Raw genomic sequence first — 20,040 nt, 5'->3', positions numbered from 1 at the left:
GCACGGCTTAACAACTTAGTTCCCGCAAACTCCTTTACTACATCCCTAAATAGCCACTTATGTGGTCGCCGAAAGGATGGTAAACCTTATCGTCTGTCCAGTATTGAGTATGGCTCCAAGGCGTATTACCACTAATAATACCGCCAACCTGTACACACTTATCTACCACAAACTGGTAACTAGGGCCTAAGTCATTCAAGGGCCAACCTAACCAATCATCGGCATCAAAGTAATTAAGCCAGCTAAACTGGGGATTAGGTTTATCAAAACACTGTCGCTGGGTTAAACCACCCAAAAACAAAGGGACATTACAGCCAGTAGTAAACAGCAGTTTTACTCTGCTACCTTTTAGATAAGCAATCTTGCCGTCATCAATATTAGTTAAAAAGTCATTGTGATTTTTATCCCAAACTTTAGCGTTGCTTCTATTTAACGCATCCCAAAAGTAATTGGAAATGACCTGAGCCCCTAAGCTGTGGCAAATAATTACCACTGGCACGTTTAAGTTAAAACCACACTCATCCATGCCGGTAAACATTGCGCCTTGAACAGCTTTTATAATCTTCATGTAATCGTTGGTTTGCCTTCGACCGGCTACTTCTAAACTGGTGGCGTCAGAAAACGAGTTCATAAAAAAGCGCCTACCATGGTTTGAAATGGTACTAAATCGATTGTGGTACTTATCCCAAATGTCGCTAATCAGTTGGTCTTGCGGAGCTTGTAAGGCTGAGTAGTATTTCACTCGCTGAAAAGACACCTTGTTCATTACTTCTGAGCCAAGGTACTCGGTGAGTTTGTCTTCTAATCCATCTGCAAAGTTAGGTTTTCGTTGTCCCATTCCGTGTACGGCTAAAACGATGAGCTCTTTCATAACAATGTCCTCTAGAAGAATTGATAAAATGTAAGAGGCTGCTGAACAGGGTATTCAGTAAAACTAGGCCTAATAGAATTTTAGCCCATCTCACACCGTTTAAATTTGTACCTACGGCGATTATTTTTTACATCAATAAGATGTGTATTTAATCATGTTTGATTGGCGTTTGCGGTGTTGCTATTTAAGATTCAGGCAACAAAATACGGTCGAAACTTGCAGAGAAACGCCTTTGATAAGTGGCTAATTACAATAATAAAAGTTCGGTCACTTAAGTGCGCTTAATTTAAAGTAGGTTTTTTTATTCAAAGATTTATGCTGACCATTCGCTAAATAACCTAGGTATTAGTCTACCTTAACAATTGTTTAGCTAATTACTTGTCTAGACACTCAATAAGCTGGTCATAAATCCATCACTTTTCCATCACCAAACCATAATACTTCCTCGTAACTATTGAATTCACTTCTTCAACAACAATCAAAAATTTCGGTGAATCAAAATGTTAAATTGGATTAAGAAAACAGGCATGGCAGCCGCTTTAGTTCTTTCATTTGCATCTCAAGTAAATGCAGAAACAGTTAAGCTGGCCGTTACAGATCTTGTCGGTTTGGAAGAGTTACAACGTGAATTTGGTGCGTTTAAAGATACTTTGTCTAAAGCAACGGGCTACGACATTGAGTTCTTGCCCGTGACTAATCGTACTGCAGCAGTGGAAGCTTTGCGCTTTAACAAAGTGGACTTTGTACTCACTGGACCAGCTGAATACGTAGTAATGCAGAAACGCTCAAAGGCAAAAATTGTAGCTGGCTTCTCTCGCCCAGATTACTTCGCAGTAATCATCACTATGGCAGACAGCCCATATACCGATGCCGCTTCACTTAAAGGTACAAAAATTGGTTTAGGTTCTGTTGGTTCTACCTCTAAGCACCTTGGGCCAATTCAAGCGCTAGCTGACGCAGGCTTAAACCCTGCTAAAGACGTAGACATGGTTAATACCAAGGTTCCGGTTCTTTGGGAATCGCTCAAGAAAGGCGATGTGTCTGCGATTGGCATTAACCACTTAAAATTTATCTCATTGCGTAATAAAGAGATTGAAAAGGGCGGTTTACAGCCGGGTGAATTCCGCGTGGTTGCTCGAGGTCCCGATCTGCCAAACGACGTGTTAATGGCGGGCAGCCATATCAACGACAAAATGTTTCAAAACATGCAACAAGCCTTTATTAACCACTCTGATGAGCTAGTCGCTGCGATTCTTAAAGGCGAAGACAACCAAAAGTACGCTGGCATGCGCTTCCTTACTGGCATCAAAGACAGTGACTACAACTATGTACGCGCTATGTACGCAACCGCTGGTTACCCGGAATACTCAGACTTCATTGGCGAGTAATCACTATGAGTAATTATGCTGAGCCGAGTTCGTTAGCAAGTGCTGGTGTGTCGGCCGCTTCAAGCCTGCTCCAAGTGAGTGGACTTTCAAAAAGCTTCGATAATAGCAATACGCCGATTTTTTCTGATGTGAGCTTTTCAATAAGTGCCTCTCAATCTGTGGCACTGATTGGCTCAAATGGCGCGGGCAAAAGTACTTTGCTTCGCTGCTGTTTAAGACTGATTGAACCAGATAGCGGCTCAATTGTGTTTGATGGCGAAACCATTGATAAAAAGTCTGGGCGAAACCTCAGTAAAGTGAGAAACAAAGTGGGTTTTGTATTTCAAAAACACTGCTTAGTGCCGCGATTATCCGCCTTAACCAATGTTATTCACGGCAACTTGGCCTATAGCCAAGGGCCAAGAAACTGGCTACACAGCTTAGCCAAGCAAGAGGTTCGAGACCGCGCCATGGATTGTCTTGCGCAAGTGGGTTTGGTTCACCTTGCCGGAAAACGGTGCGACCAACTCTCTGGTGGGCAATCACAACGGGTCGCAGTCGCGCGTGCCTTAATGCAACAGCCAACGATTTTGTTTGCCGATGAGCCCACCGCCAGCCTTGATCCGCAGTCCGGGCAAGAAATTATGGAGTTGTTTGAGCGACTAGTGAAAGACAAGGGGCTAACCCTGTTTTTTGTCTCACACAATATTGAACATGCACTGAAATACGCCGACCGCGTATTAGGTTTGCAAGCGCGAAAACTGTCTTTAGACAGCGCAACCAATACTCAAAGTCTGCAAAGTTTGCGAGCCTTTTATGGATAAGTTAAGCAATAAGGGATTTACAAGAAGCAACGATGAAACCAGAACTAACTTCGGCGCGCCGCTTCGCTTCGAGCGACCGAGTATATTAAGTCAGGTATTAGTTGCCTTATTCTTGCTGTTTTTCTTATGGTCTACTGCCAACGCTGGGCTGTCACTGTCTGAGTTGTTATCGGGCTTTCCAAATATGGCCACCATTGCTGGTGAAATGGTACCGCCAGCCACCGATCGTGTTTGGCCCATGGCCAATGCCATATTGGTGACCTTTCAAATGGCACTGGTGGGCACTGTGATAGGTATTGCGTTAAGCATTCCCATTGCCATATTGGCTGCGCGCAATACCTCGCCAAATCCGGTGGTTCGCCACATTACTCGCTCGGTAGTGAGTTTTTTTAGAACTGTTCCCGACTTAGCTTGGGCGCTATTTTTTGTTGCCTCAGTGGGTTTAGGGCCGTTTGCAGGAACCTTAACCATCATCGTCGATACCATTGGTTTTTGTGCCCGCTTTTTTGCCGAATCAATGGAAGAAGTAGACCCTGGCCCATCAGAAGCGCTGGCCTCTATTGGCGCAAGCCCCATGGACAGAATAGCGGTGGTATTAATGCCCGGCGCAATGCCGAGCTTTATTAACATCAGTCTATTTTCTCTAGAAAAAGCGGTACGTTCATCGGTGGTTCTTGGTTTAGTGGGCGCTGGCGGTATTGGCGCTGAGTTAGCGGTATCAATGGAAATGTTCCGTTACGATCAAGCCGCCATGATTGTGCTAATGATTTTCATCTTGGTATTTGCCGTAGAACAGTTTTCATCTTCTACCCGCAACCGTCTATTACGCCAAAGCAAATAGCCACCCTGAACAAACTAAGTTTGTTGGCCTAAATCTCCAGCAAGCTTGATATAGATATAAGAGATAGTAAGAGCAATGAATAAGCAAACAGTAGTTATAGAAAATATTAAAATACTCAGTGAACAAGGTTGGAGCCAACCCACCAGTTTACTGATCGAAAACGGAAAAATAGCAGAGATAGGTGAGGGGATTTGCCACTCAAATGCCCAGCACATTGATGCCCAAGGCCAATACATTTTACCGGGTATTATCGATTTGCATGGCGATGCTTTTGAGCGACATATCGCACCGCGTGCAGGCACCCATTTTCCTTTGGAGCTAGCTTTAGCGGCGAACGACGCGAGCTTAGTAGCCAGCGGCATTACCACTTTTTACTACAGCATTACCGATGGTTTTGAGCCAGGGCCACGCAGCCGCGATACCGTTCGCGAGTTGCTATTAGCCTTGGAAAAACTCATGCCTCGTTTTAGTTGCCAAGCCCGCATCCATATTCGCCATGAAAAAGTGAATGTTGAAAAACACGAAGAGTTGGTAGATTGGATCCTAAGCGGAAGAATACATTTACTGTCGCTAAACGATCACCTACCACCACTCAATAACGAACGAAAAATACAACGTTATTTAGCGGGTATGCGCAGGCGAGTATCAATGTCGGTAGAAGACATTAACCAGTTTCTTCTCAACCTACAGCAGCACAGAGAGTTGGGTGAACAACAAGCCACAGCCTTAGCCAAAATTGCAGCACAACAAGGCATTTCATTAGCCTCTCACGACGATGAAACCCTAGAAGAAGTGGCGCGTTCTATCTCATTAGGTGTATCTATTGCCGAATTTCCCATGTCGGAAGCCGCTGCACGCCAATGCCAAAAGGGCGGCGCTGCAGTATTAATGGGCTCGCCTAATCTAGTTAGAGGCGGTTCACACATAGGCGCGATAAGTGTGAAAGAAGCCATAGAACATGGCGTGGTAGATATTTTGTGTAGCGACTATCACTACCCAAGTTTGTTCAGCGCTCCGTTTACCGCAGTAAACACCAATAACTTGTCGCTATTTGATGCTTGGAAGTTTGTTAGTGAAAACCCCGCTAAAGCAGGCCGTTTAGGCAATAGTAAAGGCAAGATTGAGGTAGGTTATGATGCCGACTTTATACTACTAGATGAAATAGACGGCTCACCGCTATCTATCTCATCGACTTGGGTAAAGGGACAACAAGTGTTTGCAAAAAGCCGCTTGGCTTAATCTTTGATAAGTGAACAAAGGCAAGCTTAAACCAGGTTACAAATATCCAAAAGGTGACGGCATTGTTAAGGCAAAAGCTAAGACCAGAACTACGAAAAAGAAACGCGGCACCAAGCGGAAAACCAGCCACTCGAAAGCGTTTAAGTTGTTTAAGTAAACCAAGTTGGTGGGACAGAGCGTGATTTCTTAAAATGTAACCAATGTGTGTTTGGATTAATTACAATTTATAAACTTGTGCGCTTAGCAAACTAACTCAGAATGCTACTCAATCTGATTGCGAGCAAAAACCGTTCATGTTCTCACCCTGATTCGCCTAATTTGTACTTTTTTGGTGATAGCCTTTAGCTCTCAACGCTATTGCGCTTAGTCTCCTATATTTGCTTTAAATAGCTGATGTCAATGACGAAAAATGATAATATTTATACTATCAATGGCTATTTAGATATAGAGAGATTCAATTGGCAGCACCTAGAGTATTTATAAGTTCCACTTGCTTTGACTTAGCTGAAGTTAGAGATAGTCTAACTTCATTCTGTGAAGGCTTTGGATTTGAAGTTGTAATGAGTGATAGAGGTGATGTTTTTTATCACCCTGATTTACATACTCATGAAAGCTGCATAAATGAAATATCAAACTGCCAGTTATTCATATTGATTATCGGAGGCCGTTTCGGTGGAAGGTACAAAATAGAACAATCCAAGTCCATTACAAATGCTGAATATGTTGCAGCTAAAGAAAAGGACATTCCTATATTTTCCTTTGTTAAAGAGGATGTACTTGCTGACCATCATGTTTATCAGAAGAACAAAGGTAAAAGACATTCAAAAAATATTGAATACCCTTCTATGGAGAAGCAAGAGTACGCTGAAAATATATTTGATTTCATAGATACTGTTCGAAGCCCGTCAAAAAACAACGGCTTTTTTGGATTTAAGTTTGCGAGAGACCTTCACGACAGCCTTAGAAAGCAATGGTCGGGCATGTTCTTCGATTTTCTGTCTCAAAGAAATGTATCAAATCAACTAAAAACAACAAACGAATCCGTGTCAAATTTGTCAATTGCTTCTAAAAAAATCGAAGAATTAATTAAAGGTATTTATCGACAAGTTGATTCAGTTGGTGCAAACGATTCAATTTCTATTATAGATTCAGAAAGTGAAGCAACTAAGTTCTTTGAGTTTCTTAGCTCCGCTGCGGGTAGTAGTAACTTTATAGATAATTCGCTAGCTGACAGCTTGGCAATAGAGTCGCCCCCGAATTGGTGGGAATTTGCCGTACAGATAGATGGGTTTACAATTGAACGTTTTTTAGATGCCCGGAATCGAAAAATCAAAGCGTTAATGTTTGACCGGGGCGTAAGAGGAGTTGCAACTGTTGTTTGCTACCTCGATGGTTCGTTGAATTCAAGGGAAGTTAGATTAAAAGACAAGTTCGAGTTGAGCTATGAGCACTACCTTAAACTAAGCAAAGCATCCAAGCTTAAAATTCTTAGAGAATATGATGAAATACCATTCTAGCAATTGCAATAAAGCTTAAATGCCGATATCCCGATATTACCGGCACGAGTAGACTAGCGTTACTTATATGAAACAACCTTAGAATTAGATTGTTCCTCGACAACCCAGTCGGGGACAATCGCTGTTCTATGATTATTCAACCAAAGCTAAACACCCTCATATTGTGCAAATCGAATGCAGTGCATATCGCTTGTAGTTGTTCAGGCTTTAAACATTGGCCGGTTGTTGTGCAGAGCAGTCCATCAAAAATCTAGAATCTTCCCTCATTTAAACCAAATAACTTCATATTTCTGCCAATTTCTCTCTGCGGTTATACCAAGATTTTGCTTAGTCTATTCCTGTCCTTTGGAACGAAATGTCGATAGAGAAGGGCGCTTAAATACGTTTATTACTGTCGGTTTTACTTACAAATTGTTTTATTACAGTTTTAAATCAATGCGCTTTCAAGTCCTTAAATACTGGCTAATGACTTGCATTCAGCATAAAAATGACAATTCTGTCAATTTGGATATTTCAGCAAGTTACCTTATTAAAAGGGATTAACATGAAAGCTACTAAAACACTGTCTGCATTCGTAGTAATTGTTAGCTCGTTTACCGCTAACGCCACGTTTATAAGTGGGGATTACACCTTGGAAAATGGCAAAGAAGTGGCCCTACAAGGTTTAGAATGGATGCCGCTTACTTACTCGCAAAGTTACTCTCGACTATACGTTGAAGCCGACGGCGGATGGACAGATCGCTTTGGCAACCAATGGCAAGCCAATGATTGGCGTTATGCCACACGTAATGAAACTGCCACCTTGCTTAACTCGCTATGGGGCGGCGTTTATCTAGGTTTTTCTAACGATAACTTTATTGGAGCGAGTTGGTTTATCAATTACTTTGGTGGGATTGGCATGGATACTAGCTTCGGCTTAAGCCGCGTAGACCTCAAGCTAAATAACAGCACCTGGGACAACTATGACGTGTCACAATTTTTGTTTGGCAAAGACAGGGAATGTTCTGATGAGCTGCGACTTAGCTGCATAGGAGAAGCCGCTGCCGCCGACGGCTTTTATAGATCCCTAGCCACAAAAAATATCCACACAGGATATAAAGATTATATGCAGGCCAGGACACCCTTAGGATATTTTGATAGCCGCTCTGGAGTAGATGCAGGCTTAAATAATGATAATCGAGTTCGAGGGAAATCTAATTCTAGCTCTATGCTAGGTTCATTACTTGTAAGGCAACCAACAATAGTTGAAGTGCCAGAACCTAGCTCGCTAGGTTTATTGATGGTGAGTTTATTTGGTTTGCTGGTAAGGCGCGTAATGTCGACACAGAAAACTGTATGAACAAACGTAAACTGGGTTAGCTATTTTTACTGAGCAAGTTCAAAGATAGCCGCTCTGTGTAGGCGGCTATTTTCATGCAAGCTCAAAAACTACTCAGTAACCAGTAATGCGTTAAGCAGAAGGCTACTGAGAGTTCAAGTCTGAGCTACTACAGACCATTCAACCAAAGTTGAATTCGCTCATATTGTTGCAAATCAAATGCAGCGCAAATTGCATGCAGTTGTTCAGGCTTTAAGCATTGGCCGTTAAGCGTGTAGAGCAGTCCGTGAAAAATCCTCCGTCGATAAAACCAAAATGGTCAAAATACTATATACCCGTAGTTAATAAACAATGTTATCATCAAAATTATCTATTGAAACAGTTAGTTAGAGGTCTCATGATATCCGCCGCTAAGGTGTTTTTTTGGCTTATATTGATAAGTCAGGTCGTTAACGATTACTTTGTCGATGCTTGTGGAGAGCAATTATTCAATACTTCACCTCTTCCGATTATTGATTCATTAGCGTTTCCTATTGTGTTTTTTACAGCACTTTCTTTGCTCTGTATCGGTTATAGCAAACATATTTTCCAACCTGCTGTTTTTCAAACTATTGGCTGCGTTTATTTAGCGAACTCCCTATATTTGAACCTATCCTCCATGGCTTATGATTGGGAGGTCAGCAGAGATATACCCTTGTTACTAGTTTTATTTCTACTAAAAGATTTTTGTATCTTTTGCATTTTGTGGAGAGTTAAAAGTGTCAAATTCGCTGAAAACTAGGCCGCTTTACCTTCTACTAAGTGGTTTAGGCTATAGGGGATTCGTCTAATGCATTTTGGGTTCCCACCTAAGGGATTTAAAAGAACAGCATTTTATTTCGGGATCATTCTACTAGTGACCTTGATGGGGCCTTCCACAAGCGGTTTATTTCGAACAGAAGAAAGCTTGCAACAAAGAGAAACTGTTTGTGGAATTCTAAAGGATTATTATCATGACCGAGAGAAACAAAGTATCGCTAGAGGAAGTTCATCTTGGCACTTGATTTTGTCGGTTAATAAAGTGAGGCATGATTTTAAGATTAACTCTGTTATCGATCGTCATCTATCAAATTTTAAAGCTAATGTTGGAGCTAATGCTTGCGTAGAGTTTATTCCAGGAATCTTCGATACCAACGGTATGTTTATAACAAACGTGATTTTACGAAGTGAAAAGTATTTGAACGAAGAGGAAGTAAAGAAAATTTACCTAGCTCCAATTAGCTTTATTGTTATTCTTTCCATGTGTTTTTCAGTTACTTTAATTTTTGTTACGACAATAAGACCATTCAAAAAATAATTACGACAGTATCGAGCCTTAAGGCTAGTTGCCAGTGTTGCTAGAATCTCATATTGGGGAGGCGATTTTAAATAAGCTACATAATCAGTTATATATAGTATTTAACATAATATACATTATGCGCCTTATAGGTGTGTTTTTAGCAATCCAGGGAAGTTTGCCTGTAATCACCGGTTTAAATAAAACCTTAACTTAGGTGGTCTAAAGGTTTGTTCTCGGCTGATTGGTGCCGTTCAACTCTAGAGGTATGCAAATATTGAGATGTGGTATCGATACTGTCGTGTCCTGCATCTGCTTGCACATGAGATAATGGCCGACCAACTAAATTGATGTCATGAGATATTCCGGTGTGCCTTATGCTGTGTGGCGTTAACTGACGCATTTCGTTTGCGTCTTGATCAAAGCCGTCGGTCTCTGCGTGCTGAGCGGCTTGTTCAATTACTATGTAGATTTGTTCCCTTAGTTGTCTTATACCAAGGTTGGCATTGAGTAAGCCCGTGTCGCGGCCTCGGCCTGCTGCTCGGTGTCGAATAAATAATGGCGTGTTTTCGTTAGGTGTTGGCAGTGGCGTTAAACCTAAATATTTACGGTAACGTTGTAAGGCTGACAATAATTCTTTAGAAACAGCCACACTCCGTTTTTTACCGCCTTTACTGCGCGGTATGTGAAAACCCCAAACAGAGGTTTTAGCATCTCGTTTAAACTGTCCCATTATTGGCGAAAAGCCTGGTCGTGCAGCGACTTCAGATATACGCAAATAACAGCCATACATAAGGCTAACCAAAAACAAAATTCGCTCGTTTTCGCTAGGTTCGTCATTTGCTAGTTGTTGGGCTGCAGCCATAACATACGACCACTGCAGATCACTAAACGCTTTTATATCCTCATAATCTTCGCCACTCACGGTGTGCTGGCTGCCGGCTTTAAAGCGGCCACTTTTCATTAGCATCATTGCTGGGTTTCGTTCGGTGTATTCTTCATTAATTAAGTAAGAAAAAAAGGACGATAAGATGGCCAATTTGGTCTTAAGTGCTTTGTCACTGATTTGATATGCTTGCTCAACACCATCGCGTTTTTTACCCAAAAATGGCCGCCAAAGCACATTAGGAATACGTTCTTCTAATTGTTTATGAGTAATAAATTGTGCGACGTTTCTGTAGGCAATTAAAGGTGTTGGAGGATTGGCGCAGTAGTCTAGGTAACGGCTTAGAACTCGGCGAGTAATATCACCTACTGATATTTGTTCTACACAGTACGCCCAATGCAAAAACGTGGTTAACTCACTTCGGTAGGTTTTGTAGTTATTTTCGCTAAACCGTTGTTCTAACAACCATTCAACAGCAAACTCATACACATAACCGGCGTCAGGTACTTGGTTGATGGTAATGCTAGCTAAATGTTGGTTAACAGTACTGTTACCATCTTCAAGGTATTGTAAGGAATCAAATAAAGGGATCGCTGGCGGTAGTTCAAACATTCAAAGTTCTATAACACGTTGATTTATTGAATTATTATAGCCTAAAAAGCAATTGCCGATAAATAGCATTATCGGCAATTAGACAACAAATTAAGCATAGAAATATAAAGCAAACTTAAGTCATCCCCATCTATAATAACTGGTATAATCGCCGATTAGCCTAATTAGGCACTTTATTTACGCTTGTTCCACTTGGAGCAATAGGACGACTGATGAATTTGAAAAACGAACTTCAAACGGTTCACAATAAGCTGGAAACTGCCAAAAGAAAACTAAATGCAGCCCACGATCGTGGTGATACAGCAATGATTAGCCAATTTAATAAAACGGTTGAGATACTGACTAAAAAGCTTAAAAGCGTTAAAGCTCAGCAAACTAAACAGTTAAGCCAGCAAGGCGGTGATGTAAAGTCCCTCCCCTTTAGCCGCGTTCTCACTAAGCAAGAACAAGCAGACATGGGTAAGCTAAAAAAATCAGTTAAAGGTTTAGTCGTTGTACACCCTATGACAGCGCTAGGCAGAGAGATGGGCATAAAAGAAGTGACAGGTTACGCTTCAAAAGAATTCTAGTTATTAGGGCAAAGCCTCACTGCTTTGCCCTACTCTTTACCGCATTAATCCGCGATTAAATGGGCTGGCACAAAGCCTAAGTACTTCTCCCCATCTACCATTAAACTGTAACTTTGATTAGCAACTATATCTTGATAGCGCTGCGTGCTCCCGTCGCTAAACGTAACTTCAACGCTTGCTTTAGTTAACGCTCCGAGGGAAAACACAGTTGGTAAACCATCCCACCTGGCACGCTGCTGATCTATAACCTCGTCTCCATTAAAGAGCGTTAATATAGCGTCTACCGCATAAGGGTTTGGGCTTTTGTATCTTGGGTATAAGTACACGGTATTTTGCTGTGCTTCCCCCGTGTTCAGAAAAACCTGCAATTGTTTGTTACTCGCACCGCCTATTATTAAATCTTGGCGTAAGTCGTTGTTTATATCTGCAATAAATATGGGGTTTGAATCCCAGCCCTTAAATGACAACACTTCTTTAAATTGCCCTTTACCGTTATTCTCCAAAACCTTACCGTATTTTTTACGTGGATTAGACACCACTAGATCTAAATCTCGGTCGTTATCAAAATCGACTGCAAATATTCTCACTAGATAAGGTGCACCTGCATTTAACATTTCTCGCAGAGCAGATTTTTGCTGTGCAAACCCGTACTTGCTGGCAAGGTAAATATCACCTTCGCCTTTACCAGTGGTAATAATGTCCTGGCGTTGGTCACCATTTAAGTCGCCAACAAAAATGGGCGTCGCTTTAACGGGCAACTTGAGAATGTCGTTAGCTAACTGGAAACCATTTTGTTGATTGGCCAAGAAATACCATCCAAGGTGTTCGCCACCATATCCGCCGTGCCCGGCAACAATGATGTCGGCGAGTGAATCATTGTTTAAATCTAGTGGCGCCAACATGGGCGCAGGCAGCGGCGACCTATTCAAAAAATGTTGGGACACTTTAGTGCGGAAAAAACGATTGGCTTTATTGTTCGCTCTAAACTCTTCCTCTATGTGTTGGAACTTTTCCGGCAGTAAATGATTGGCGTTAGAGCGAAAGGTTTTATCGCGAATAAACTGTTGCTTGGCGGCGTGATAGAAAAAGGCCCCTTTACTGCCGGCATCTAGGTCTAGATAACCATCGCCATTTAAGTCACTTACCGTTTTTGCATAAGATACTGGAGAGAATGTTTGTTTTTCAGAACCGGTCGTTAACTCGGTTGCTTTATTTATGACATAAGGATTATTTTTTTCATCAGAAAATGCAGCAATGTCTAACCAACCGTCACCATCAAAGTCAAAAAACCAAGGCCTGTCATCTGCTCCAGGTAACTGATTATCTAGAGCTATAAATTCTAATGTGCCTTTAGGGATAAGTTGATTAACTAACAATTTCCCACCGGGCTGGCCGTGGTGAGACAAATAGATATCTATATCGCCGTCGTTATCATAATCAAAGCCACCTACTCCCCAGGGCCACCATCCATGAGAGCCGAATTTTCCACCTTGCCGCTTTAATTCCTGCTCATGCCACGAAGAGATAATACTGTCTGCATTCGTCGCTACTTGTTTAAAGGCTAAGGAATAACCGGTTTGAGGGAGCCAGCAAGCTAATAAAAGTGCTGAGGTAAAGCATCTTTTTGAAAGTGATTTAAGCGTTAGCATAAAGAGCCCTTACAAATAAAAACCCAGCTTTTAGCTGGCTTCAATAAAGTGAAAACTAACTAGTTAAGATCACCATCTTGCCAGAACTTGGTTCCCTTAATGGTTGCTTCCAATGATAAGCCTGCTTCTGTTAGTTGGTAAATTTGCACGTCACCAATGGCTCCTTCTACTTCTGCTGAGCCGCCTTTATCGCCCGCGGTTGCTGCTGCATCAGCCTGAGCACCAAACAACCAGCCACTTTCTACGAATTTGTCGAATGACTCTCTGGTTTTAAAGATCATCAATGCGCGGAAGTCTTTCACTCCCAAGCCAAACCCTACCCCCGCTTCACCCATTTTCATGTAAGTCTTTTTGCCTGATGCATTGTCTACCGCTATACCAGTGCCGCCGCCGGCTGAAATAACAAACAGGTTTACTCCAACGTTACTAAATACCGCATAACCCACCCCCGCAGACATTTTTGAGGAGATGTCGGGTTTTTCTTGTTTAAATTTTGCAATGGTTTCGTTCGCTGATTTATCGTACTCAGCGCGGTCTTCGGCAACGTCGGCTAACGCAAAGTTACTCACAAGTAATAGAGAAGCGCATAGGTAACTAACTAAATTTTTCATTCGGTTATCCTTTAACGGCAAATAGGCTTAGTTTTTAGTTTCGGCCAGTAGCAGTGATACAGTAATAGTAGTCGTATTTTCTGCGTCACTGACTTTCATATTTACTTCACCATTTTGGGCGTGCGTTAGTAAGCTCACTGAGTAAGTGCCAAGCCCGGTGCCCGATTGCTTACCAGACGTGACATACTTTTCCCAAAAGTTCTCTCGTATACTCTGTGGAACGGCACCGATATTTTCGGTAGTCACTGCGATTTTATCTGCTGAAGTGCTAATACGAACTGATACTCGGGTTCTATCTGGTGCGGCTTCACAGGCGTTTTTTAGCAAGTTAAAAAATAACGAGTAGCTTAAAGATTCATCGCCATAAACCAATGCTTCATTACCTGGATCTTCTTCTTCAGGTTCTAAGTACATAGTGAGCTGTTTAGTGTTGAAGGTATTTTTTACAACAGAGAGCATTTTTTTGAGCATAAGATGAATTGAAAAAGGCTTAGCTTGTAATTTGAAGCGCCCTTGCTCTATTTTGTATAGCTCTGTAGATAAGTTAATCATGTTAAGTAACTGCATCGACAACTCATCTATCACACTTGCGTGCTCTGATGCAGAGCTAGAAAGGGTTCTGTCTTCTTTTATCTCCTCTGCTAAGGCCACAATCCCTGCTATTGGGCCTTTTAAGTCATGCCTAAGCAACTGGTCGACGCTGTTCTTTAAGATCTCTTTCTCTAGTAGGTTGTCTAAATCGGATTGCAAATGTTTGTGTAAATCAACATAGCGCAATAAATTTCTAACCCTAAGTTTAAGTAAATCAGGCTGTATGGGTTTAGTGATGTAATCTACTGCTCCGATAGATAAACCCTTGGTTTGATCGCGTACTTCGGTTAACGCAGTAACAAATATGACCGGAATGTGCTGAGAACTAGGGTGTTCTCGCAGTTTTTGTAATACTTCATAACCATCCATTCCTGGCATCATTACGTCTAAAAGCACTAAATCTGGAGGCGTGTCTGAATGGCATATGTCGAGTGCTTTTTGCCCTTCTTTGGTAAGCAATACACGGTAATCGCTACGTAATAGTCCGCCAAGCAAGGTTAAGTTTTCTGGCGTGTCGTCTACCACTAAAATCGAGTGCTGTTGGGATTTAACTGGTGGAGGTTGATAAGCGTCTTCATCTTCAAGCTCATCGCTTATTATTTCTTCTATTTCTTCTGTAGAGAAATATTGAGCTCTATTTCTTACATCACCCTGTGCTGCTTGTTTCACTCTGCCCTGCAAAGTAGAGGTAGTAAATGGCTTGATAATGAGATCGGTAACGCCGCCAGATATTGCCTCAGAGACTCTGTCGCGCTCTGCTTCTGCAGTAATCATAATAAAAGGAATGTGACGCCAGGTTTCTGAGTTTCGTACCTCTTTCAAAAACTCTATGCCGCTCATCACCGGCATGTTCCAATCAGACAATATAAGGTCTACATGGCGTTTTTTTAGTACGCTAAGTGCCTGCGCACCATTTTCGGCTTGAACAATGTTACCAACACCAAAGCGTCTTAATTGTTCTTGGGTAATTTTTCTCATTGGCGCCATGTCGTCGACAACAAGAACGGTAAGCTTACTAAGATTCATTCGAATGCATTCCTTGCCTTTGCTTTTTTAGCGCCAATCCCACAACTTAATCTAGTTTTTCTTCAAACTTAGCTTTTATTTCCAGAATCTCTGGTAAGGCTGCAATAAACAAAGGAACGAGTGTTGGGTCAAAATGCGTACCGGCTTCGCTTTTTAATAGGTCAACCGCCTTTTCTACTGGCCAGGCTTGTTTGTAAGGTCGCTGAGAAGTCAGTGCGTCAAACACGTCTGCGATAGCTACAATTCGGCCTACAATAGGAATGTCTTCTCCAGCCAAACCATTTGGATATCCGCTACCATCCCATTTTTCGTGATGAGTTAACGCCACTGTTTTGGCTAAATCGAGTAACTCTGAGCTGTCGCCTTCACCAAGGATTTCACCGCCAATTACCGCGTGACTTTGCATGATATCCCATTCGTCAGCATCTAATTTTCCGGGTTTTTGTAATACGCTATCGGGAATACCAATTTTACCAATGTCGTGCATGGGCGCTGCGTTCATGAGTACGTCAGCATCAGGTTCGCTCATGCCAGCCGCGATACCTAATATTTTGGAGTAATGACTCATTCGAATCACATGTAGGCCGGTTTCATTGTCTTTATATTCAGCTGCTCGCCCTAAACGTTGGATGATTTGCAATCGGGTGGTGTTAATTACATCGGTTTGTTCTTTTACTTTTCGGTCTAGCTCTCTATTTTGGTTAAATAAGGCTAAGTGAGTTTTTACCCTTACTTTAACAACCGGAGGACTAACAGGTTTAGTGATGTAATCTACAGCGCCTAACTCTAAGCCATGTAGTTCATCGGCGGGGCTAATTTTAGCGGTAACAAATACCACTGGAATATGACGAGTTGTTAAATCGTCTTTTAAGCGGCGGCAAACTTCAAAACCATCTATGCCTGGCATCATGATGTCGAGCAAGATTAAATCAGGCTTGTTAGCTTTAGATACAATCTTTAATGCCATATCGCCATTTCGTGCGACTTGTATCTTATAGTCTTCACGCAGAATGCCAGCTAATACGTCAATGTTCTCAGGGGTATCATCAACGATGAGAACGGTGGCTCTGTTTTCCATAAAAATCCTTGTTTACGAATCTGCCAATTTTCCTCTTAGATAAAAGTAACTATAGACATAAAATCAACACTTTAATAACACTAAATTGCAAATTAAGTGATTTACAGAACCTCAACATTTACTGAGGATATATTGAAAATCTTGAAAGAATACCTTTAGTGCAGCGGACTTAAGGCTTGGGCTAGATAAATGTGTTATATCGAGGTCGCAAAATAAGTTATACGAATGTAAATTAATGCCCCATAATTGATCTTGATCAATGCGGTTTGCCGTTTGGAAACAAATTGTTAAAAATATAGCGGAGATATGCAAATAACTAGTTTTTCAATCTGTTATTTGCCTAATCGATCAAGTATGATCGCGCCGTTAGCCTACAGCTATACTCGCCCACACAGCGCTAAACGTAACGTAGACTAACAATTCGTTTCATGTTGTTGATGCACCTGCATTTAACTCGCTTAAACAAATAATAATAGCAACGGAAGCATGTATTTATGAACCAAGCAGCTAGCACAGAAACTGATTACAACTATACGGTTGTACGCCAGTTCACTGTAATGACCATTGTTTGGGGTATTGTTGGCATGGGTGTTGGGGTATTAATTGCTGCGCAATTGATCTGGCCTGCACTTAACTTCGATACTCCTTGGCTAACCTATAGCCGGTTACGTCCCCTTCACACTAACGCCGTTATTTTTGCATTTGGTACCAGTGCATTAATGGCATGTTCTTTTTACGTGGTACAACGTACCTGTCAAACAAGACTATTTGGCGGCCCCCTCGCTTCCTTTGTGTTTTGGGGCTGGAACTTAATTATTGTATCTGCGGCAATTACTTTGCCTATGGGTTTTACCACCTCAAAAGAATACGCTGAACTTGAGTGGCCAATTGGCATTGCCATTGCGGTTGTTTGGGTTGCCTATGGTATTGTCTTTTTCGGTACCATTGTGAAGCGAAAAACGTCTCATATTTACGTGGCGAACTGGTTCTTTGGTGCCTTTATCATCACCGTTGCTGTTTTACACATTGTAAACAATGCTGCTATTCCACTTACCATGACTAAATCGTACTCGATTTATGCTGGCGCTGTAGACGCTATGGTGCAGTGGTGGTACGGGCATAACGCGGTAGGATTCTTATTAACAGCTGGTTTCTTGGGGATGATGTACTACTTCGTTCCTAAGCAAGCAGGTCGTCCGGTTTACAGTTACCGTTTGTCGATTGTTCACTTTTGGGCCCTTGTATCTATTTACATTTGGGCTGGTCCTCACCATTTACACTACACCGCGTTACCTGATTGGGCGCAGTCTTTAGGTATGGTGATGTCGTTAATTTTATTCGCACCTTCTTGGGGCGGCATGATTAACGGTATTATGACCTTGTCTGGCGCGTGGCATAAACTACGCTACGACCCTATTCTACGATTCCTTATTGTTTCATTGTCTTTCTACGGTATGTCTACCTTCGAAGGCCCAATGATGGCAATTAAAACCGTAAATGCTTTATCACACTACACTGATTGGACTGTTGGTCACGTTCACTCTGGTGCCCTTGGTTGGGTAGCAATGGTGTCTATTGGTAGTATTTACCACTTAATTCCTGTGTTGTTCGGCCAAGGCCGTATGTACAGCACCAAGCTTATTAACACCCACTTCTGGTTAGCAACTATTGGCGTTGTGCTATATATCGTTGCAATGTGGATTTCTGGTGTGATGCAAGGTTTGATGTGGCGCGCAGTAAACGAAGACGGTACCTTAACCTACTCGTTTGTTGAGTCACTACAGGCTTCTTACCCATTCTACTTCGTTCGTTTTGTTGGTGGTTTGTTCTTCTTAACCGGTATGTTTGTAATGGCCTATAACGCCTTTAAAACAATTACTGCTGAGAAAGGCTCATTAGAACCAATTGAACAGGCTCAGGAGGCATAACATGAAGCACGAGTTAATCGAAAAGAATGTTGGCCTACTTGCCATCTTAATTGTTATCGCGATTAGCTTTGGTGGTTTAGCACAAATCACCCCGCTAATCTTCCAGCCAGAAACAACAGAACCTGTTGACGGCTTAGTTCCTTACACTGCATTAGAAATGGAAGGCCGAGATATCTATATCCGCGAAGGTTGTAGTAACTGTCATAGCCAAATGATTCGTCCATTCCGCGCAGAAACAGAGCGCTACGGGCATTACTCGGTAGCCGGTGAAAGCGTTTGGGAACATCCTTTCTTGTGGGGTTCTAAACGTACTGGACCTGATCTAGCTCGTGTAGGCCAACGTTATTCAGATGAGTGGCATCGTGTTCACCTGATTAATCCACGTGATGTGGTACCTGAGTCTAATATGCCTGGTTTCCCTTGGTTAGAGGAAAACTTGGTAGACGGCTCGTTAACCGGTAAGAAATTGGCGTTGTTTAAAAACCACTTTGGTGTTCCATATACCGATGCTGACGTTGAAGGCGCAGCAGCAGCGGTTGAAGGGAAAACAGAAATGGAAGCACTCATCGCCTACTTACAAGTGTTAGGTACAGCATTGAAATAAGGAGTTAGTTATGGACTTTGGTACATTTAGCGGCCTCTACACTGCATTCTTAATGGCGATTTTTATTGGCATATTTGCCTGGGCCTACAGCAAGAAACGCAAAAAGGATTTTAGCGAAGCTGCGAATTTGGTTTTTGCCGATGAGCCTAAAGCTAGCTCTACAAAGGAATTTGAAGGAGCACAGAAAAAATGAGCACATTTTGGAGCGTGTGGGTTACCGTAATAACGTTAGGAAGCATCTTAGGCTGTTACTTATTGCTGAGAGCTTGTAACAAAAACAACACCGGTGTTAAAGAAGGTGAATCGATGGGCCACGAGTTTGACGGGATTGAGGAGTTAAATAACCCTCTTCCTAAGTGGTGGTCTTATATGTTTATTATCACTATTGTCTTCTCGTTGATTTACTTAGCCGCATACCCAGGTTTAGGCAACTGGCAAGGTTTCCTTGGTTGGAAGAGTGCGGAACAAGACATTAAAAGTGTTGCTGAAGGTCTTGAGCGAATCGCCGCGAAAGATCCCGCTTTAGCTAGCCAATATGATCGTGAACGTAAAGCAGCAGATAATAGATTTGGTGAGGTGTTCACTAAAATAGCCTACGACAGCACAGGTGAATATCGCAGCGTTGAAGAGCTCTCGGTTGATCCTGATGCAATTAAAATCGGCCAACGTTTGTTTTTACAAAACTGTTCTCAATGTCATGGCTCAACTGCTCGTGGTGGTAAAGGCTTCCCTAACCTGACCGACGGGGATTGGTTATACGGCGGCAGCGGCGAAGCGATTAAAGCAAGCTTAATGCATGGTCGCCAAGGCCAAATGCCAGCATGGGAAGCAGTACTTGGTGACGACGGAATCAAAGAAGTTACTGCTTACGTACTGAGTCTTTCAGGCCGTAAAGTTAACGACATTGATGCAGCTGCAGGTAAAAATCAGTTTGCCGTATGTGCAGCCTGTCATGGCGCAGACGGCACCGGTAGCGAAGCAGTAGGTGCACCCAACTTAACCAATGGTATTTGGTTATACGGTGGTTCGCGTAGAGCGGTAGAAGATACCCTTCGTTACGGTCGTAATGGCGTAATGCCAGCTTGGAAGGATATTCTAGGAGAAGATAAGATTCAGCTTATTTCCGCCTATGTGTATCAGCTTTCTAAGAGCGAATAGACTAAAAATTTATAAAAAGCGACGCCTATGCGTCGC

General features: G+C 42.2%; 18 protein-coding genes. 12 read left to right on the top strand and 6 right to left on the bottom strand.

All coding sequences use genetic code 11. From position 1 onward, the window contains the following. Window positions 1-37: 37 nt before the first annotated feature. Entirely contained in the window at window positions 38-871 is an 834-nt protein-coding gene (locus tag Q4549_RS02650; RefSeq protein ID WP_303552747.1) for a hypothetical protein, read from the bottom strand. 500 nt (window positions 872-1,371) lie between these two features. Between Q4549_RS02650 and Q4549_RS02645 the strand changes: the two genes are divergently transcribed. From Q4549_RS02645 to Q4549_RS02615, 7 genes are all read left to right on the top strand, one after another. Further along, window positions 1,372-2,259, top strand: a complete 888-nt coding sequence (locus Q4549_RS02645; RefSeq protein WP_303552748.1) for a PhnD/SsuA/transferrin family substrate-binding protein — start codon at window positions 1,372-1,374, stop codon at window positions 2,257-2,259. 5 nt (window positions 2,260-2,264) lie between these two features. Next, a complete protein-coding gene (locus Q4549_RS02640) occupies window positions 2,265-3,062 on the top strand; it encodes a phosphonate ABC transporter ATP-binding protein (protein WP_303552749.1) in 798 nt (265 codons plus the stop codon). Next, the gene (gene phnE / locus Q4549_RS02635) at window positions 3,055-3,903 is read left to right on the top strand and encodes a phosphonate ABC transporter, permease protein PhnE (RefSeq protein WP_303552750.1); all 849 of its coding nucleotides are present in this window, start codon (window positions 3,055-3,057) and stop codon (window positions 3,901-3,903) included. Before Q4549_RS02640 ends, phnE begins: the two co-directional genes overlap by 8 nt. 75 nt (window positions 3,904-3,978) lie before the next feature. Next, window positions 3,979-5,142, top strand: coding sequence for an alpha-D-ribose 1-methylphosphonate 5-triphosphate diphosphatase (locus Q4549_RS02630; RefSeq protein WP_303552751.1), 1,164 nt, complete (start codon window positions 3,979-3,981; stop codon window positions 5,140-5,142). A gap of 458 nt (window positions 5,143-5,600) precedes the next feature. Next, window positions 5,601-6,659: a DUF4062 domain-containing protein gene (locus Q4549_RS02625; protein ID WP_303552752.1), complete on the top strand. Its 1,059-nt coding sequence runs from the start codon at window positions 5,601-5,603 to the stop codon at window positions 6,657-6,659. 544 nt (window positions 6,660-7,203) lie between these two features. Then, entirely contained in the window at window positions 7,204-7,998 is a 795-nt protein-coding gene (locus tag Q4549_RS02620) for a PEP-CTERM sorting domain-containing protein (protein ID WP_303552753.1), read from the top strand. An 808-nt stretch (window positions 7,999-8,806) separates the two neighbouring features. Beyond that, on the top strand, window positions 8,807-9,313 hold the full coding sequence (locus tag Q4549_RS02615) for a hypothetical protein (protein ID WP_303552754.1): 507 nt from the start codon (window positions 8,807-8,809) through the stop codon (window positions 9,311-9,313). 187 nt (window positions 9,314-9,500) lie between these two features. Here the strand turns inward: Q4549_RS02615 and Q4549_RS02610 are convergent, their stop codons facing one another. Then, window positions 9,501-10,790: a site-specific integrase gene (locus tag Q4549_RS02610; RefSeq protein ID WP_303552755.1), complete on the bottom strand. Its 1,290-nt coding sequence runs from the start codon at window positions 10,788-10,790 to the stop codon at window positions 9,501-9,503. A gap of 212 nt (window positions 10,791-11,002) precedes the next feature. On the opposite strand from Q4549_RS02610, the gene Q4549_RS02605 reads away from it, so the two are divergent. After that, window positions 11,003-11,359: a YibL family ribosome-associated protein gene (locus Q4549_RS02605; RefSeq protein ID WP_303509075.1), complete on the top strand. Its 357-nt coding sequence runs from the start codon at window positions 11,003-11,005 to the stop codon at window positions 11,357-11,359. Window positions 11,360-11,403: 44 nt separating this feature from the next. Here Q4549_RS02605 and Q4549_RS02600 read toward each other — a convergent pair whose 3' ends face one another. The 4 genes from Q4549_RS02600 to Q4549_RS02585 are packed head-to-tail and all read right to left on the bottom strand — an operon-like array spanning window position 11,404 to window position 16,314. Beyond that, entirely contained in the window at window positions 11,404-13,008 is a 1,605-nt protein-coding gene (locus Q4549_RS02600; RefSeq protein ID WP_303552756.1) for a VCBS repeat-containing protein, read from the bottom strand. A 59-nt stretch (window positions 13,009-13,067) separates the two neighbouring features. Beyond that, entirely contained in the window at window positions 13,068-13,619 is a 552-nt protein-coding gene (locus Q4549_RS02595; protein ID WP_303509069.1) for a YSC84-related protein, read from the bottom strand. Between the two features lie 27 nt (window positions 13,620-13,646). Further along, on the bottom strand, window positions 13,647-15,236 hold the full coding sequence (locus Q4549_RS02590) for a response regulator (RefSeq protein ID WP_303552757.1): 1,590 nt from the start codon (window positions 15,234-15,236) through the stop codon (window positions 13,647-13,649). A gap of 46 nt (window positions 15,237-15,282) precedes the next feature. Beyond that, on the bottom strand, window positions 15,283-16,314 hold the full coding sequence (locus tag Q4549_RS02585) for an HD-GYP domain-containing protein (RefSeq protein WP_303552758.1): 1,032 nt from the start codon (window positions 16,312-16,314) through the stop codon (window positions 15,283-15,285). Between the two features lie 494 nt (window positions 16,315-16,808). On the opposite strand from Q4549_RS02585, the gene ccoN reads away from it, so the two are divergent. Genes ccoN through ccoP form a run of 4 tightly spaced genes read left to right on the top strand, consistent with a single transcriptional unit; the run spans window position 16,809 to window position 20,004 of the window. Beyond that, on the top strand, window positions 16,809-18,242 hold the full coding sequence (gene ccoN, locus Q4549_RS02580; protein WP_303552759.1) for a cytochrome-c oxidase, cbb3-type subunit I: 1,434 nt from the start codon (window positions 16,809-16,811) through the stop codon (window positions 18,240-18,242). 1 nt (window position 18,243) lies between these two features. Beyond that, complete coding sequence (gene ccoO / locus Q4549_RS02575) at window positions 18,244-18,846, top strand: cytochrome-c oxidase, cbb3-type subunit II (protein WP_137673195.1); 603 nt, start codon at window positions 18,244-18,246, stop codon at window positions 18,844-18,846. 10 nt (window positions 18,847-18,856) lie between these two features. Continuing rightward, a complete protein-coding gene (locus Q4549_RS02570; RefSeq protein ID WP_137673196.1) occupies window positions 18,857-19,039 on the top strand; it encodes a cbb3-type cytochrome c oxidase subunit 3 in 183 nt (60 codons plus the stop codon). Beyond that, window positions 19,036-20,004 carry a cytochrome-c oxidase, cbb3-type subunit III gene (ccoP, locus tag Q4549_RS02565; protein ID WP_303552760.1) on the top strand — a complete coding sequence of 323 codons (969 nt, stop codon included), beginning with the start codon at window positions 19,036-19,038 and terminating at the stop codon, window positions 20,002-20,004. Before Q4549_RS02570 ends, ccoP begins: the two co-directional genes overlap by 4 nt. Window positions 20,005-20,040 lie beyond the last annotated feature (36 nt).

It is taken from the genome of Agarivorans sp. 2_MG-2023, assembly GCF_030548085.1.
GTDB lineage: Bacteria > Pseudomonadota > Gammaproteobacteria > Enterobacterales > Celerinatantimonadaceae > Agarivorans.
This window is presented reverse-complemented; position numbering and strand designations above follow the sequence as displayed.